This window comes from Aeromicrobium ginsengisoli, assembly GCF_004134905.2.
Lineage (GTDB): Bacteria > Actinomycetota > Actinomycetes > Propionibacteriales > Nocardioidaceae > Aeromicrobium > Aeromicrobium ginsengisoli.
Genome location: NZ_SDPQ02000002.1, coordinates 1006919 through 1021947, shown reverse-complemented (window position 1 = coordinate 1021947; position 15029 = coordinate 1006919). Strand labels below are relative to the sequence as shown.

Below are 15029 nucleotides of genomic sequence, written 5' to 3'. Positions count from 1 at the left end.
CCGTCCCAGCGCCGCCGTGCCGGGTCAATGCGTCAGCCGTTGGTGCGCGAGGCCACCCCGTGACGCCGCAGACCGTACGTCAGGGCGTCGACGAGGGCCTCCCACGACGCCTCGATGATGTTGGCACCGACGCCGACCGTGACCCACGAGTCCTTGCCGTCAGACGTCTCGATCAGCACCCGCGTGACGGCGTCGGTGCCGTGACCCTGGTCGAGGATGCGGACCCGGAAGTCGATCAGGTGGAACCGGGCGACATCGGGATAGACCTGCTCGATCGCCTGACGCAGCGCGTGGTCGAGCGCGTTGACGGGTCCGTTGCCCTCACCGATCACGGCCAGGCGTACGCCTCCGGCAACAAGCTTGACCGTGGCCTCGGCGACGGCGTCGTCGCCGCGGGCGGACTCGGCCAGCACGCGCCAGGACTCGACGTCGAAGTAGGACGGCCGGGCGCCGTCGATCTCCTCGGCCAGCAGCAGCTCGAACGAGGCGTCAGCGGCCTCGAACGTGTAGCCGGCCTGCTCCATCGCCTTGACCCGGTCGGTGACCCGCGCGAGGCGCGCCGGGTCGTCGGCCAGGTCGAAGCCCAGCTCCTTGCCCTTGAGCTCGATCGTCGCTCGACCGGCCATCTCCGACACCAGGAGCCGCATGTCGTTGCCGACGAGCGCCGGGTCGATGTGCTGGTAGAGGTTGGGGTCGACGCGGATCGCGCTCGCGTGCAGCCCGGCCTTGTGGGCGAACGCCGAGACGCCGGTGTAGGGCTGGCGGGCGGACGGCGGGTAGTTCGTGATCTCCGCGATCGCGTGCGAGATCCGCGACGCGTCGGCGAGCGACCCCTCCGGCAGCACCGTCATGCCGAGCTTGAGCTCGAGGTTGGCGACGCACGTGATGAGGTCGGCGTTGCCCGTGCGCTCGCCGTAGCCGTTGACGCAGCCCTGCACGTGCGTCACACCGGCCTGGACCGCGGCCATCGAGTTGGCGACCGCGCAGCCGGTGTCGTTGTGGGCGTGGATGCCAAGACGTACGCCCGTCGTGGCGACGTCCGTGACGATCTCGGTGACCCAGTGCGGCAGCATGCCGCCGTTGGTGTCGCACAGGATGACGACCTCGGCGCCGGCGTCACCGGCAGCACGTACGACCTCGAGGGCGTAGTCGCGATTGGCGCGGTAGCCGTCGAAGAAGTGCTCGAGGTCGACGAAGACCCGCTGGCCCTCCTCGCGCAGATAGGTCACGGTGTCGCGCACCATCGCGAGGTTCTCCTCGAGCGTGGTGCGCAGCGCCTCGGTGACGTGGCGGTCGTGGCTCTTGGCGACCAGCGTCACGACCGACGCGCCCGAGTCGCGCAGCGCCTGGATCAGCGGATCCTCAGACGCCTGGACGCCCGCCCGCCGCGTGGCGCCGAACGCCGCGAGGGTCGCGTGCTTGAGGCCGAGCTCCTTGGCGGCCAGCGCGAAGAACTCGGTGTCCTTGGGGTTCGAGCCCGGCCAGCCGCCCTCGATGTAGCCCACGCCGAGGTCGTCGAGGTGACGCGCGATGTGCATCTTGTCCTGCACGGAGAGGTTGAGGCCCTCCTGCTGGGCGCCGTCGCGCATCGTCGTGTCGTAAACGTGGAAGTCGCTCACGCTCTGATGTCCTGCGTTCACTGCTCTGTCCTTCGGTCCGGTCGGCATCTCGGTCGGGTGCCACTCGCTTCGGCAACAAAAAAGCCCCCCAGGATATGGGAGGCAGCGCGTCGGGGCTTGGTGTCAGTGCCCGGCGCGCCTGTCGATAATGATCGAGATGCTCTGCATGCGGCTCAGTCTAGACTGATCGACCTATGACCGCCAGACCCGTCCCACTCGACGTGGAGCCGACCGTCATGTACGCCGTGATGACGCCCGAGCCACTGGAGTCCGAGGACCTGATCCCGCCGCCCTCCCCCGAGCTCCTCCGCCACTACGGCTCCTCCGAGGTGGCGATGCGCCGGCTGAGATCACGCCAGCACCAGCGGCTCATCCTGCGCCAGACGAGCCTCGAGGACGCCGCCTTCGCGATCCGCGACGCCCGCATCGATGCCTTGCTGCTCGCCGAGGAGCACGACGGCGTCGTGATCGACCTGAGCATCCCGCGGGTCGTCGAGTCGCGGTCCGACGAGGTGTCGCTCGCGCACGCCACCCAGTGGTACACGGTCGACTACGAGGCGCTGGGCGACGGCCGGGTGCGCACCGTCGGTCTCATGTCGTTCGGGCTGCCCGAGATCGTGGTCGACGGTGTCGACGAGTCGGCGCACGCGATGTACACCGCCGTCCTCGCCGGACTCGTCCACCGACTGCTCGCGGAGTGGCCGGCCAACGATCCCGTCGGCCGGGCCACCGTGACGCTGCGCGACATCGCGTACGGCCTCGGCGACGCCGAGGCGGCCTCGACGCCCAAGGGCCGGTCGATCGACGTCGAGATCGCGTACGACGCCGACGACCACCTGCTCGTCGTCACCCTCGACGGCAATCCCGCCGAGGCCTTGTTCGCGCCGTGACTCAGCCGGCCGGCTCCTCGAGCTTGGACCTCTTGGGAGCCAGGTGGGCGAGCGTCTCGGGGCGCAGGATCGCCTCGAGCTTCTCCGGCGGCAGGAGACCCCGTTCGAGGACGATCTCGGCCACACCGCGACCGGTCGCCAGCGCCTCCTGGGCGACGTCGGTCGCCGCGGAGTAGCCGATGTAGGGGTTGAGTGCCGTGACCAGCCCGATCGAGTTCTCGACCTCGCTGCGCAGCAGCTCGACGTTGGCCGTGATGCCGTCGACACAGCGTGACGCCAGCACCAGGATCGCCTCGCGCAGCCGGGAGATGCCGGCCGACAGCGAGTAGCAGATGACCGGCTCGAACGCATTGAGCTGCAGCTGACCGCCCTCCGCGGCCATGGTGACCGTCACGTCGTGACCGATGACCTGGAACGCGACCTGGTTGACGACCTCGGGGATGACCGGGTTGACCTTGCCGGGCATGATGCTCGACCCGGCCTGCACGGCCGGCAGGTTGATCTCGTTGAAGCCCGCACGCGGGCCCGACGACAACAGGCGCAGGTCGTTGCAGATCTTGGAGAGCTTGACCGCGACCCGCTTGAGCGTGCCCGACAGCTGCACGAACGCACCGCAGTCCTGCGTCGCCTCGATCAGGTCGACCGCGCTCTCGAGCGGCAGGCCGGTGATCCGCGAGAGGTGCTCGCAGGCCGACGGGACGTAGCCGGCCGGAGCATTGAGCTGGGTGCCGATCGCCGTCGCGCCGAGGTTGATCTCGTGCAGCAGCAGCACGGCCTCCGAGAGCCGGCTGCGGTCCTCGGAGATCATCAGCGAGTAGGTCCGGAACTCCTGACCCAGCGTCATCGGCACGGCGTCCTGCAGCTGCGTGCGGCCCATCTTGAGCACGTCGTGGAACTCGTCGGCCTTGGCTGCGAACGAGGCCTCCAGCACCGCCATGGCGTCGAGCAACGCGTGCGTCGCCAGGATGATCGCGATCTTGACCGCGGTCGGGTAGACGTCGTTGGTCGACTGGCTCAGGTTGACGTGCTCGTTGGGGTGGATGACGTGGTAGTCGCCCTTCTTGTGCCCCATCAGCTCGAGCGCGCGGTTGGCGATGACCTCGTTGGCGTTCATGTTGGTCGAGGTGCCGGCCCCACCCTGGATGACGTCGACGATGAACTCGTCGCGCAGCTCACCGCTGCGGATCTCCTCACAGGCTTGGCGGATCGCGTTGTAGCGCTCGTCGTCGAGCAGCCCCAGGTCGTGGTTGGCGGCCGCGGCCGCCTCCTTGACCGCCGCCAGCGCCTCGACGAGGAACGGGCTCGTGCCGATCGGGATGCCGGTGATGGGGAAGTTCTCGAGGGCGCGGAGTGTGTGCACTCCCCAATAGGCCTCGAGGGGGACGTCACGGTCGCCGATCAGATCGTGTTCGGAACGCGTGGCAATGGTCATGTGCAGCCTCCAGTACGGGGCGCGTCGTTGAGCCCCACATGGCGACCATAGAGCAATCCGGCGCTCACGTGCGGGAGGGGATGACTGTACTCGTCAGTACAGTGCGCAGCTCGCTTCGCTCCCTGCTCCAACGGCTCCGCCGCTGCCGGGCTTCGCCCGGGCACGTGCCTCCCCCTACTCCTAGAACTCGTGGGGGGACCCCAGCTTCGCTCGGCCCATGGTTGCGAAACGAGGCGCAAGCGCCTCGCTCAGGCAGGGACGATCTGGTGGAGCCAGCCGTGGCGATCGGCCGCGCGGCCGTACTGGATGTCGACCAGCGCCGAACGGATGTCCGTGGTGATCTTGCCGGCCTCGCCGTCGCCGCTGACGGCCTCGCCGCCGTCCCATTTGAGCGAGCTGATCGGCGTCACGACGGCAGCGGTGCCGCACGCGAAGACCTCGGTGATCGAGCCGTCCGCCGTGCCGTCACGCCACTCGTCGATGCTCACGCGACGTTCGATCACGTCGTAGCCGAGGTCACGTGCGATCTGCAGGATCGAGTCCCGCGTGACGCCCTCGAGGATCGAGCCGGACAGCTCGGGAGTCACGATCGAGCCGTCGGAGTGGACGAAGAACAGGTTCATGCCACCGAGCTCCTCGACCCACTTGTGCTCGGTGGAGTCGAGGAATGCCACCTGCGCGCAACCGTGCTGCGCCGCCTCCTGCTGCGGGAGCAGGCTCGCGGCGTAGTTGCCGCCGCACTTGGCCGCTCCGGTGCCGCCGGTGCCGGCGCGCGAGTACTCGGACGAGAGCCAGATCGACACCGCCTCGACACCACCCGGGAAGTAGGCTCCGGCCGGCGAGGCGATGACGGCGTAGGTGACGTGCTGGCTGGGGCGCACCCCGAGGAACACCTCGGAGGCGTACATGAACGGGCGCAGGTAGAGGCTCTTCTCGCCACCGGAGGGTGCCCACGCGCGATCGGCGGTGACGAGATCGCGGATCGAGCCGAGGAACCAGTCGGTCGGCAGCTCCGGCAGCGCGAGGCGGTGGGCCGAGCGCTGCATGCGCTCGGCGTTGGCCTCGGGCCGGAACGACCAGATCGAGCCGTCCTCGTGGACGTACGCCTTGAGTCCCTCGAAGATCTCCTGCGCGTAGTGCAGGACGGCAGTCGCCGGATCGAGCATGAGCGGGCCGTAGGGCACGACGCGGGCATCGGCCCAGCCGGTGCCGGGCGTCCACTCGGCCAGGAACATGTGGTCGGTGAAGTGGTTGCCGAAACCGGGGTTGTCGAGGATGGCCTCGCGCTGTCCGTCGGTCTTCGCGTTGGGGTTGGGCTCGAACCTGCTCGCGAAATGGTTGGAAGTCATAGTAATCACGGTAGTCCTATTTTGGGTCAAAGGTAAGCGGTCATTAACCGACCGCTACGCCTTCGGCCACACGTGATGCTATGGCCCCTCCCACCTCCTCGGTGCTGCGCGGTGCCGCGCCTCGTTCGGCGATGTCGGCCTCGACCGCGGAGCTGATGCGGGCAGCCGCCTCCGGCAGGCCGAGGTGCTCGAGCAACAGGGCGCCGGACAGGATCGCAGCGGTCGGATCGGCTTTGTGCTGGCCGGCGATGTCGGGGGCCGAGCCGTGGACCGGCTCGAACATGCTGGGTGCCGTGCGGTCGGGGTTGACGTTGCCGCTGGCCGCCAGGCCGATGCCACCCGTGATCGCTGCGGCGAGGTCCGTGAGGATGTCGCCGAAGAGGTTGTCGGTGACGATGACGTCGAACCGTGCGGGGTCGGTCACGAGGAAGATCGTGGCGGCGTCGACGTGGAGGTAGTCGACCGCGACATCGGGGAACTCGGTCGCGACCGCGTCGACCGTGCGGGTCCAGAGGTGGCCGGCGTGGACCAGGACGTTGTTCTTGTGGACGAGCGTCAGCTTCTTGCGCGGGCGCGCCTGAGCACGTGCGAACGCGTCACGCACGACGCGCTCGACGCCGTACGCCGTGTTGATGCTGACCTCGGTCGCGAGCTCATGGGGTGTGCCGACGCGGATCGCGCCACCGTTGCCGACGTACGGACCCTCGGTGCCCTCGCGCACGACGACGAAGTCGATCGCACCGGGGTTGGCCAGAGGTGTGGGGACGCCCGGGAAGAGCTTGGACGGGCGCAGGTTGACGTAGTGGTCGAGGGCGAACCGCAGCTTGAGCAGCAGGCCGCGCTCGAGGACGCCCGACGGGACGCTCGGGTCGCCGACGGCACCGAGCAGGATCGCGTCGTGGCCGCGGATCTCCTCGAGCACCGAGTCGGGCAGGGTCTCCCCTGTGGCGTGCCAACGCTTCGCACCGAGGTCGTACTCGGTGCTGCTGAAGGCGGCGTCGTGGTCGGCGGCGACGAGGTTGAGGACCTGGAGCGCCTGAGCGGTCACTTCGGGTCCGATGCCGTCTCCGGGCACCACTGCGAGGGAAAACGAGCGAGTCATGAGCGTCATTCTAGGCAGGCAGGTCTCAGGATATGAAACCCGCGTCTTGGTATGTGGTCAGTTGTCGTCGGGGCGTTCGGACGACTCGAGCTCGGTGGTCGGGGCCTCGTCGCGCAGGTGCGCGGGGCCCCACTCCATCAGTCGGGGTTCCATGGCGATCTCCTTCGGTGTCGGACGTGGTGCGGGTCTGGCGGAGTTCCGCCGTCCCACCAGACACGTGTCCGGAGATCATCCGAGGAGAGTACGAAAGCGTGCGATCAGATCGTGATCAAGCACCCCTGCGGCGGAACGGCGGGCCAACGCCGAAACTCCGCGGCAGGGTGTAGCCCTAAGAGGCCCTGCCGCGGCAAGCGATTACTACGAGCTGCTTCCGCATGGTGGAGCCAGTGTAGACACGCGCAGGTCGTCCTGTCCGGCAAACGTGGGGCGTGTCTCAGGGCCCGAGACGAGACCGGCGTGCTGTGTCATCGGATCGTGACAGACTGGCCACGTGAGTGCCCCCGCTGAAGTCCCCGCGCTCGTCTCGAGCACTCTCGACCTGTCCCGCCAGCGCGGGTTCATCACGTCGATCCGCAACGAGACCGGCCGCCTGCTGGCGTCGCTGGCCGCGTCCCGCACGGGCACCCTCGCTGAGCTCGGCACGGGCTGCGGCGTCGGGTCCGCCTGGCTCTCCAGTGGCGCGCCCAAGGATGCGCGGGTCGTCAGCGCCGAGCTCGATCCCGCTCTCGCCGGTGACGTGCAGAAGATCTTCGCCGACATCGACAACGTCGACGTCATCGCCGGCGACTGGTCGAGCCTCGAGCAGTACGCCCCGTTCTCCCTGCTCTTCGTCGACGTCCGCGAGGTCATGCAGGACATCGACGTCATCGCCGACCTGCTGGAGCCCGGGGGCATCGCCGTCCTTGACGACTTCGTGCCGTCCGCGTTCTGGCCGCCGATCGTCGAGGGCCGCGTCGACACGGTGCGTGAGCAGTGGCTCACCGACGAGCGCTTCGCCGCCGTCGAGATGCTGATCGATGTCGACGCCTCCCTGATCATCGCGACGCGACGCTAGCGATAGCCCGCTCGGTGCGCCCCTGGTGGGCGGCCGCCAGGACGAGCCGGGGCGGGCTCCGGCGGAGCCGGCGGCGGCTCTTCACGATTGCCCAGCGCGCTGTGCCGGATGCCGTACATCAGGTAGACCAACAGGCCGAAGACCATCCAGACGGCGAAGTAGCCCCACGTGGACCACGTGAGGTTGAGCGACAGCCAGATCGTGGCGAGCAACGACACGATCGGGACCAGCGGCACGAACGGCACGCGGAAGCCGCGCTCGAGATCCGGCTGCGAGCGGCGCAGCCTGATGACGCCGACGGCGCAGAAGGCGAACGCGAACATCGTGCCGAGCACCAGGAGGTCAGCCAGCTTGGCCGCCTCCGGGGCGAGCGCGAGCACAGCGGCCGCGATGCCGGCGACGGCCGCAGCGCGGGAGGGCGACGATCCCACGCCGACGCGCGCCAGGCCGCGCGGGAGCAACCCGTCGCGCCCCATCGCGAACAGGACCCGGCTCTGCGCGATGAGCACGACCAGGACGACCGTGGTGAGCCCGAACATGGCGCCGATGTTGATGACGTTGGCGCTCCATCCGGACCCGACCGAACGCAGCGCGTCGGACACCGGCGCACCGGTGTCGAGCTCGCCGTAGGGACGTACGCCGACCAGCACCGCAGCCATCGCCACGTAGAGCGCCGTCACGATGCCGATCGACGCCAGCATGGCCCGGGGCACGGATCGCCGCGGGTTGCGGGCGTCCTCGGCCGCCGTGGCGATGAGGTCGAAGCCGATGAACGCGAAGACGATGATGCCCGCCGCCGTGAAGATTCCGGTCACGCCGAACGCGTCGCCTGATCCACCCAACAGGCTCTGCAGCACGGTGCCGCGATCGTCTGCGCCGGCCTTCACCGCCGGCACGAACGGGGTGTAGTTGGCCGAGTCGACGTGGCGGGCGCCGACCACGATCACCACGATGACGGCCGTGAGCTTGGCCGCCACGATCGTGGCCAGGACCCGGCCGGAGAGCTTGGAGCCGACCATGACCAACAAGGCCAGAACGATCACGACGATCGCGGCGATCCACCCTGTGCCCTTGTCGACCGACGAGTGCTCCGCAACGAAGCTCGGGACCGTGACGTCGAAGCCCTGCAGCGTCGAGTCGAAGTAGGCGGCCCAGACCCGCGAGACGACGGCCGCCGCCACGACGAGCTCGAGCACCAGTGCCCAGCCGACGACCCAGGCCCACAGCTCACCGAAGGCGACGTAGGCGAACGTGTAGACGCTTCCGGCCGTCGGCAGGATCGACGACAGCTCGGCGTACGAGAGGGCAGCCAGCAGACACACGACGGCCGCGATCAGGAACGACACGATGACGGCGGGTCCGGCCATGGTCGCCGCCTGCTGGCCGGCGAGCGAGAAGATGCCACCGCCGATCATGACGCCGAGCGCCAGGACGATGAGCAGGCCGGTGCCGAACACGGCAGGCAGCCGGTGACGCGCATTGCTGATGCGCAGCATCGCGAGCTCGGGTGGGAGCCGGCGGGCTCTGCCGATCGGAGCATCGGCCATGCAGGCACACCCCCACCGCTCGGGGCCACTCGTCGAGCGACCGCATTGCGAGAAACGTACCGGCGCACGCGTGACCTGTCAGCCGGGCCGGGTCCCGTCAGGCGCGAACACACACCCGATCGGCGTCCGATGTGCAGGAGGTCGCACCAACGATCCCGATGTGAGCCAAGATGGAGGCGACACCCATGGCAGCGCCATGGCACGACCGACAGCGGGAGGAGGGCCATGACCCGGATCTATCTGGTGGCCGGCGCGATCGCGACCGCGCTCTACCTGTTGGGGCCCACCACCGCGATGTACGACGCGATCGGCGCCTCGTGCGTCGTGGCGATCCTCATCGGCGTGCGGATCAACCGACCGGTCAAGGTGTTGCCCTGGTACCTCATGGCAGCCGGGCAGTCGGCGTGGGTGGCCGGTGACCTGTTCTTCGACCTGCCCAACCTCGTCCGCACCACTCCGTCGGCGTCCGACCTGGCCTACCTGACGGCCTATCCCCTGCTCATCGTCGGGCTCGCGGTGCTGGTGCACAGCCGGCGGCCGACCCGCGACACACCGGGCCTGATCGACAGCGCGATCGTCGTGCTCGGCCTTGGCCTGCTGTCGTGGGTGCTCGTCGCCGACCCGATCGTGGACGACACCACGATCTCGTGGGTCGACCGGGCGATCGCCGCGGCCTACCCGGCCGGCGACATCGTGCTCCTGGCCCTGGTCGTACGGCTGGTGTCCGTCCCGGGAGCACGGTCGCCGGCGTTCCGGCTCCTCGTCGCCGCCCTGGTCCCGTTGATCACCGCCGACACGGTGTTCGCGATGGAGCTCGGAGCGTCGGAGTCCCGGGTGCTCGACGTCATGTGGTTGAGCTCCTACCTGCTCTGGGGCGGGGCAGCACTGCACCCCACGATGGCGCAGCTGTCGACGCCGTCAGGGGTCCGGACCGCGCCGTTCACGGCCCGACGGCTCGTGGCGCTCGGGGCGGCCGTGCTGGTCGCTCCGGTGCTGCTGATCGCGCAGCTCACCCATGGCCTGCACGTCGACACCTGGACGATCGTGCTGGGTGCGAGCGTCCTGTCGATGCTCGTCGTCGCCCGGATGGCCTACAACATCGAGGAGATCCGCGCGACGGCACGCCAGCGTGATCAGCTGCGCTCCGACCTGTTCCACGAGGCGTCCCACGACTCGCTGACCGGAACGGCCAACGGCCCCTACATGCGCCAGCAGATCCGCGCCGCGCTGCGACGTGGCCGTCGAGACGGCAGCTCGGTCGGGCTGCTCGTCGTGGACATCGACGAGTTCGATGAGATCAACGACCGCTTCGGTCACGGCGTCGGCGACCTGGTGCTGCGTGCCGTCGCCCAGCGCCTGCGCAGCCTCGTCCGCGACGTCGACGTCGTCGCGCGACTCGGTGGCGACCAGTTCGTCATCCTGCTCGACTCCGTGGCGTCGGATCATGACGCGATGATCCTGGCGGCCCACCTGCTGCCGACGATCAACCAGCCGGTCGACGTGTCGGGCCACTCGATCCCGATCACGGCCAGCATCGGCGCCACGACCAGCATGGACGGCGGCACCGAGCCCGATCAGCTGTTGCACGAGGCCAACGTGGCCATCAGGCGGGCCAAGATCTCGGGTCGCGGGCGCATCGAGGTGTTCGACAACCGCCTGCGGTCCGAGCTGCAGGAGCGCGCCACCATCGAGGCTGACTTGTGCGAGGCGCTCGAGGCCGGCCGGATCTCCCTGCACTACCAACCCGTCGTGGCGGTGCACACCGAGATCGTCGAGGGCTACGAGGCGCAGCTCCGCTGGGACCATCCCGCGCGCGGGCTGCTCGGGCCCGAGGCGTTCCTGCCCATCGCCGCCACGTCGGACCTGATCTGCGAGCTCGATCGCTGGACGCTCCGCGAAGCCACCGCCGAGCTCTCAGAGCTGACCGCGGCCGACCCCGACCGGTTCGCCGACGTCACGGTCTCGGTCAGCATCTCAGGCCGTATGCTCGCCGCCCCCGATCTCTTGCAGGATGTCGACGAGGCCCTGAGCGCATCCGGGCTCGCGCCGCACCGGCTGACGGTCGGCGTCACCGAGATGGCTCTGGTCGACGTCCCCAACGCGATGCTGCCGCTGAGTGCGTTGCGCCACGCCGGGGTGTTCGTCAGCATCGACGACTTCGGCACCGGACGCACACCCATCGGCCAGATCCAGCATCTCCCCGCCGATGCCATCAAGATCCACTCGACGCTCATCAACTCGGCAGAGCCGGGCGCCCGCGACCTCCTGGCACTGCTGGTCAACGCCGCCCACGGCTCCGGCCTGCTCGTGGTGGCCGAAGGCGTCGAGGATGCCGGGCAGCTCGTCGACCTCAGGCAGCTCGAGTGCGACTCGGCACAGGGCCTCTACTCGGCGTCGGCGGACCCCACCGACGAACCCGTGATCGTGCACCCGTCGGCGCGGGGTGTGCCGCGACTGCGCATCGTGCCCGACCAGTGAGGCCGCCCCGAACCGTCTGACGGCTGCGGAGCCTGCGTCAGCGGGAGGAAGAACTGCACGATCGGGCCAATCGTGAGCGCGTACAGGACCGTGCCGACGCCCACCGTGCCGCCCAGCACGAAGCCGATCACCAGGACGGACACCTCGATGACGGTGCGCCAGAACCGCACGCTGCGGCCCGTACGCCGCACGAGTCCCAGCCAGAGGCCGTCGCGCGGGCCCGGACCGAGCTGGGCGCCGATGTAGATCGCGCCGGCAAGGCCGTTGCCGACGACGCCGCCGACGAGGAGCAGGCCGCGCAACCACAGGTTGTCCGGCTGGCTGATCGCGGCGATGCCGGCGTCGGCGGCCACCCCGATCACGATGACGTTGAAGACCGTGCCGATCCCCGGCATCTGGCGCAGCGGGATCCACAGCAGGAGCACGACGGCTCCCACGAGGATGACGACCTGCCCGAAGGTCAGCGGCAGGTGGCCCGCCAGTCCTTCGTGGAAGACGTCCCACGGGTCCAGACCCAGGGTCGACTCGACCATCATCGCCATCGTGAAGCCGTAGAGGCTCAGGCCGATGAAGAGGCGAGCAAGACGGTTGACCATGTCTGCCATCAGACCAGACTCCGGTAGCGGCTGTGCAGGTCGACCTCCTCTCGATGACTGCGTGGCGGCGGTCGCAACCCGTAGCCGTCGCCGCGAAGCGTACGGACGAGAACGACCGCCAACGCGGCGAACGCGAGGGCGAGAAGGACGAGAACGATGAGGTGGTTCATGTATCCAGTCTTGACTCAATTGGTCTGGTATTGAATAGCCAATTGTGAAACAGTGGCCTTGTGCCCATCGCCCTCTCTGCCGCCCGTCTCGCTGCCCTGCTCGGCGGGAGCGATGCGACTGGCCCTGCGTACAAGGACATCGCCGAGAGGATCCGGCTCCTCGTGGTGGACGGCCGCGTGCCGGACGGGAGCCGGCTGCCTTCGGAGCGCACCCTCGCCGATGCCCTCGGGGTCAGCCGGACGACGACCACACGCGTCTATGCCGAGCTCCGCGACACCGGCCTGCTGCACTCGCGCCAGGGTTCGGGCAGCATCGTGCGCCTGCCCCTCTCCCCCTCGCACGCGAGCAGTCTGATCGTCGCGCCGGATGACGCGCACACGATCGCCATGACGTTCTCGGCACCCTTGGCGACTCCGGGGATCGCCCGGGCCTTCGAGGCCGCTGCCACCAAGCTGCCCGGTCTCCTCGCCACGAGTGGCTACCTCCCGGACGGGCTGCCGGCCCTGAGGGAGATCATCGCGCAGCGTTACACCGACCGCGGGCTGCCGACCGATCCCGGACAGATCGTCGTGACGAGTGGGGCACAAGGGGCCATCTCACTGCTCGGCCGCGCCATGCTCCGGCCCGGTCAACGCATGATCGTGGAGGGCACGAGCTGGCCGCACGCCCCCGAGTCGTTCAGCTCCCTCGGCGCCCGGCTCACGTCGATGCCGGTCGGAGAGACCCCGTGGGACACCGCGGCGCTCGGTGAGGCGGTTCGGAGCGCCCCCCACGCCGCGGCGTACATCATCCCGGACTTCCACAACCCGACCGGCGCTGTCATGAGCGACGACGAACGGGGCGCGTGGGCCCGCGAGCTTCGCCGGCACGACGTCGTGCCGATCGTCGACGAGTCACTCCGCGAGGTCAATCTCGACGGGATCGAGCTGCCGCCCTCGTTCGCCGCGTACGATCCGCGCACGATCATCGTGGACTCGACGTCCAAGTCCTACTGGGGCGGGCTGCGCATCGGCTGGGCCCGCGTCCCGCGCGACCTGGTCATGCCGTTGATCCAGGCGCGGATGAACCAGGACCTCGGCACGCCGGGCTTCGAGCAGCTGGTCGTCGCCGAGCTCCTCACGGACGGCGGCCAGACCGCGGCAGCCGGGCGCGCGAGGCTGCGCACGGGGCGCGACCACCTGCTCGGTGAGCTCGCGGCGGCACTGCCGGACATCGTGGCGCCGTGCCCCGGTGGCGGCTCGAGCCTGTGGGTGACGCTGCCGGACCGGATGTCGTCCCGCCTGACCGCCGCCGCCGAGCGCCAAGGGCTGATCCTCACGCCCGGCCCCCGCTTCTTCACCAGCCCGGTGCCCGTCAGCGAGCGCCACCTGCGCCTGCCCTTCATGCCCGCCGTCGACATCCTGACCGAAGCCGTCGTCCGGCTGCGCAGGGCGTACGACGAGGTCGTCGGCAACCGTGAGACGAACGTGTCGGCGGTGGACACCGCCGACACGCTCGAGCTCATTGCCTGATCAGCGGCTGCCGGGATCGATGACGATCATCTCGGTGTCGTCGGGCGTGCCGGGGAAGCGAGCCGAGTTGCCCGGATAGTTGTTGTCGTTGGCGATCAGGAGCCGACCGTGTGACAGCGGTACGAGGGTCTCGACCGACTGGAAGCCGAACGAGAACTGCGTGCCCGTGCCCCAGCCGCCGCCGTCGCTGATCCCGGCGGGGTCGGAGATCTTGAGGAGGTCCACGACGAGCGACTTGGCCAGCGGCCGGTCGGTGCCGCGACGGTCGAGGCGTACCTCGTAGACCCGCTTCGTCACCGCGCTGGGACCGTCGAAGTTGTCCCGCTCGAGGACCAGGAGCACGCCCGGCCGGATCATCTGCGCGTCAGCGGCGGAGTTGGCGTCGACATCGACGTGATACGTCCACGTCGTGCCGGTGTAGCGGCCGGTACGCGTGTCGAACTCCGAGATGACACGGCGGCGCTTGTCGGCGTCGTTGACGAGCGCGCTCTCGACGATCGGGTAGAGGTAGCGTCCGCTCGTGGACTCCGCCATGGCCTCGAAGCCACCGCTGCGCTGGACGTTGGGCTGCGCGTCGCCGAGGTGGGGGTTCTGCGGCGACATGCCGAGCGGGAACGCCACCGGCGCGGACAGCAGGCGACCCCGTGAGTCGACGTGCAGCAGGAACGGGCCGAACTCGTCGCCGATCCAGAACGAGCCGTTGCGGCCGCGCTGCACCGACTCGATGTCGAAGTCGTCGCCGGTCAGCTGCCGGGTGCCCGTCTCGTTGACGATCGGGAAGCCCACCTTGTGATTCGGGTCGGAGAGCGTGATGTGGCGCAGCACCTCGGTCTGGCCGGCGCCACCCTCTGCGGTCTTCCAGTGCGGCTTGACCAGATAGAGGCGGAGCAGGAAGTCCGCCGAGTTGCCCTTGGCGCCGAACCCGTTGTCCGGCTGCGCCCAGAACGTGCCGTCGCCGTTGTCGAGGGCTGCGGAGAAACCGGGGATCACCTGGCCCGCGAAGGGTCCCTGCCGCCCGTTGGCGGGCGTGGCCAGTGCGCCGGACGGCGGGCCCGGCTCGAGGTGGTCGGCTGACAGGAGTGACCTCGCGAGCAACCTGGGGCTGCTGGTCGTGCCCGGATCATGGTCGTGGTGCTGGACCGAGGCAGCCGCCGGCGAGATCGCCGCGGCCGCGAGGAGAGCTGCTGCACCTCCCGTCACGACGCGACGGGTGGTGACGTGCAGACGACGATTCATGTCAGGCTCCTGGCTCGAGTGACCCGGTGGTGGGCACCCCTCGA

General features: G+C 69.3%; 12 protein-coding genes. 4 read left to right on the top strand and 8 right to left on the bottom strand.

Going from position 1 to position 15029, the window contains the following annotated elements; all coding sequences use genetic code 11:
• Window positions 1–32: 32 nt before the first annotated feature.
• The gene (gene cimA, locus ESP70_RS11770; RefSeq protein WP_281287322.1) at window positions 33–1619 is read right to left on the bottom strand and encodes a citramalate synthase; all 1587 of its coding nucleotides are present in this window, start codon (window positions 1617–1619) and stop codon (window positions 33–35) included.
• A 194-nt stretch (window positions 1620–1813) separates the two neighbouring features.
• Here cimA and ESP70_RS11765 point away from each other — a divergent pair, with 194 nt between their 5' ends.
• Window positions 1814–2509 carry a hypothetical protein gene (locus ESP70_RS11765; protein ID WP_149689435.1) on the top strand — a complete coding sequence of 232 codons (696 nt, stop codon included), beginning with the start codon at window positions 1814–1816 and terminating at the stop codon, window positions 2507–2509.
• Window position 2510: 1 nt separating this feature from the next.
• On the opposite strand, the gene ESP70_RS11760 is transcribed toward ESP70_RS11765, so the two are convergent.
• The 3 genes from ESP70_RS11760 to ESP70_RS11750 form a co-directional block, all read right to left on the bottom strand.
• Window positions 2511–3941, bottom strand: coding sequence for an aspartate ammonia-lyase (locus tag ESP70_RS11760; protein ID WP_149689434.1), 1431 nt, complete (start codon window positions 3939–3941; stop codon window positions 2511–2513).
• Window positions 3942–4189: 248 nt separating this feature from the next.
• On the bottom strand, window positions 4190–5290 hold the full coding sequence (locus ESP70_RS11755) for a branched-chain amino acid aminotransferase (protein WP_149689433.1): 1101 nt from the start codon (window positions 5288–5290) through the stop codon (window positions 4190–4192).
• A 43-nt stretch (window positions 5291–5333) separates the two neighbouring features.
• Complete coding sequence (locus ESP70_RS11750) at window positions 5334–6392, bottom strand: 3-isopropylmalate dehydrogenase (protein ID WP_149689432.1); 1059 nt, start codon at window positions 6390–6392, stop codon at window positions 5334–5336.
• Window positions 6393–6882: 490 nt separating this feature from the next.
• Between ESP70_RS11750 and ESP70_RS11745 the strand changes: the two genes are divergently transcribed.
• Window positions 6883–7446, top strand: a complete 564-nt coding sequence (locus ESP70_RS11745) for an O-methyltransferase (protein WP_056397910.1) — start codon at window positions 6883–6885, stop codon at window positions 7444–7446.
• Here ESP70_RS11745 and ESP70_RS11740 read toward each other — a convergent pair.
• On the bottom strand, window positions 7443–8993 hold the full coding sequence (locus tag ESP70_RS11740) for an amino acid permease (RefSeq protein WP_149689431.1): 1551 nt from the start codon (window positions 8991–8993) through the stop codon (window positions 7443–7445). The genes ESP70_RS11745 and ESP70_RS11740 overlap by 4 nt on opposite strands.
• 225 nt (window positions 8994–9218) lie before the next feature.
• On the opposite strand from ESP70_RS11740, the gene ESP70_RS11735 reads away from it, so the two are divergent.
• Window positions 9219–11471: a putative bifunctional diguanylate cyclase/phosphodiesterase gene (locus tag ESP70_RS11735; RefSeq protein ID WP_149689430.1), complete on the top strand. Its 2253-nt coding sequence runs from the start codon at window positions 9219–9221 to the stop codon at window positions 11469–11471.
• Here ESP70_RS11735 and yczE read toward each other — a convergent pair.
• A complete protein-coding gene (gene yczE / locus ESP70_RS11730) occupies window positions 11378–12076 on the bottom strand; it encodes a membrane protein YczE (RefSeq protein WP_223148706.1) in 699 nt (232 codons plus the stop codon). The genes ESP70_RS11735 and yczE overlap by 94 nt on opposite strands.
• On the bottom strand, window positions 12076–12237 hold the full coding sequence (locus tag ESP70_RS20130) for a hypothetical protein (protein WP_188110601.1): 162 nt from the start codon (window positions 12235–12237) through the stop codon (window positions 12076–12078). Before ESP70_RS20130 ends, yczE begins: the two co-directional genes overlap by 1 nt.
• Before the next feature lie 60 nt (window positions 12238–12297).
• Here ESP70_RS20130 and yczR point away from each other — a divergent pair, with 60 nt between their 5' ends.
• On the top strand, window positions 12298–13749 hold the full coding sequence (gene yczR / locus ESP70_RS11725) for a MocR-like transcription factor YczR (protein WP_149689429.1): 1452 nt from the start codon (window positions 12298–12300) through the stop codon (window positions 13747–13749).
• Here yczR and ESP70_RS11720 read toward each other — a convergent pair whose 3' ends face one another.
• The gene (locus ESP70_RS11720; protein WP_149689428.1) at window positions 13750–14985 is read right to left on the bottom strand and encodes an esterase-like activity of phytase family protein; all 1236 of its coding nucleotides are present in this window, start codon (window positions 14983–14985) and stop codon (window positions 13750–13752) included.
• Window positions 14986–15029 lie beyond the last annotated feature (44 nt).

What these genes read in the sequence shown, in the direction of transcription:
- ESP70_RS11740 (WP_149689431.1), bottom strand. Translation starts at nt 8,993, where the DNA reads ATGGCCGATGCTCCGATCGGCAGAGCCCGCCGGCTCCCACCCGAGCTC.
- ESP70_RS11720 (WP_149689428.1), bottom strand. Translation starts at nt 14,985, where the DNA reads ATGAATCGTCGTCTGCACGTCACCACCCGTCGCGTCGTGACGGGAGGT.
- ESP70_RS11760 (WP_149689434.1), bottom strand. Translation starts at nt 3,941, where the DNA reads ATGACCATTGCCACGCGTTCCGAACACGATCTGATCGGCGACCGTGAC.
- ESP70_RS11735 (WP_149689430.1), top strand. Translation starts at nt 9,219, where the DNA reads ATGACCCGGATCTATCTGGTGGCCGGCGCGATCGCGACCGCGCTCTAC.
- ESP70_RS11765 (WP_149689435.1), top strand. Translation starts at nt 1,814, where the DNA reads ATGACCGCCAGACCCGTCCCACTCGACGTGGAGCCGACCGTCATGTAC.
- yczE (WP_223148706.1), bottom strand. Translation starts at nt 12,076, where the DNA reads ATGGCAGACATGGTCAACCGTCTTGCTCGCCTCTTCATCGGCCTGAGC.
- ESP70_RS11755 (WP_149689433.1), bottom strand. Translation starts at nt 5,290, where the DNA reads ATGACTTCCAACCATTTCGCGAGCAGGTTCGAGCCCAACCCCAACGCG.
- ESP70_RS20130 (WP_188110601.1), bottom strand. Translation starts at nt 12,237, where the DNA reads ATGAACCACCTCATCGTTCTCGTCCTTCTCGCCCTCGCGTTCGCCGCG.
- ESP70_RS11750 (WP_149689432.1), bottom strand. Translation starts at nt 6,392, where the DNA reads ATGACTCGCTCGTTTTCCCTCGCAGTGGTGCCCGGAGACGGCATCGGA.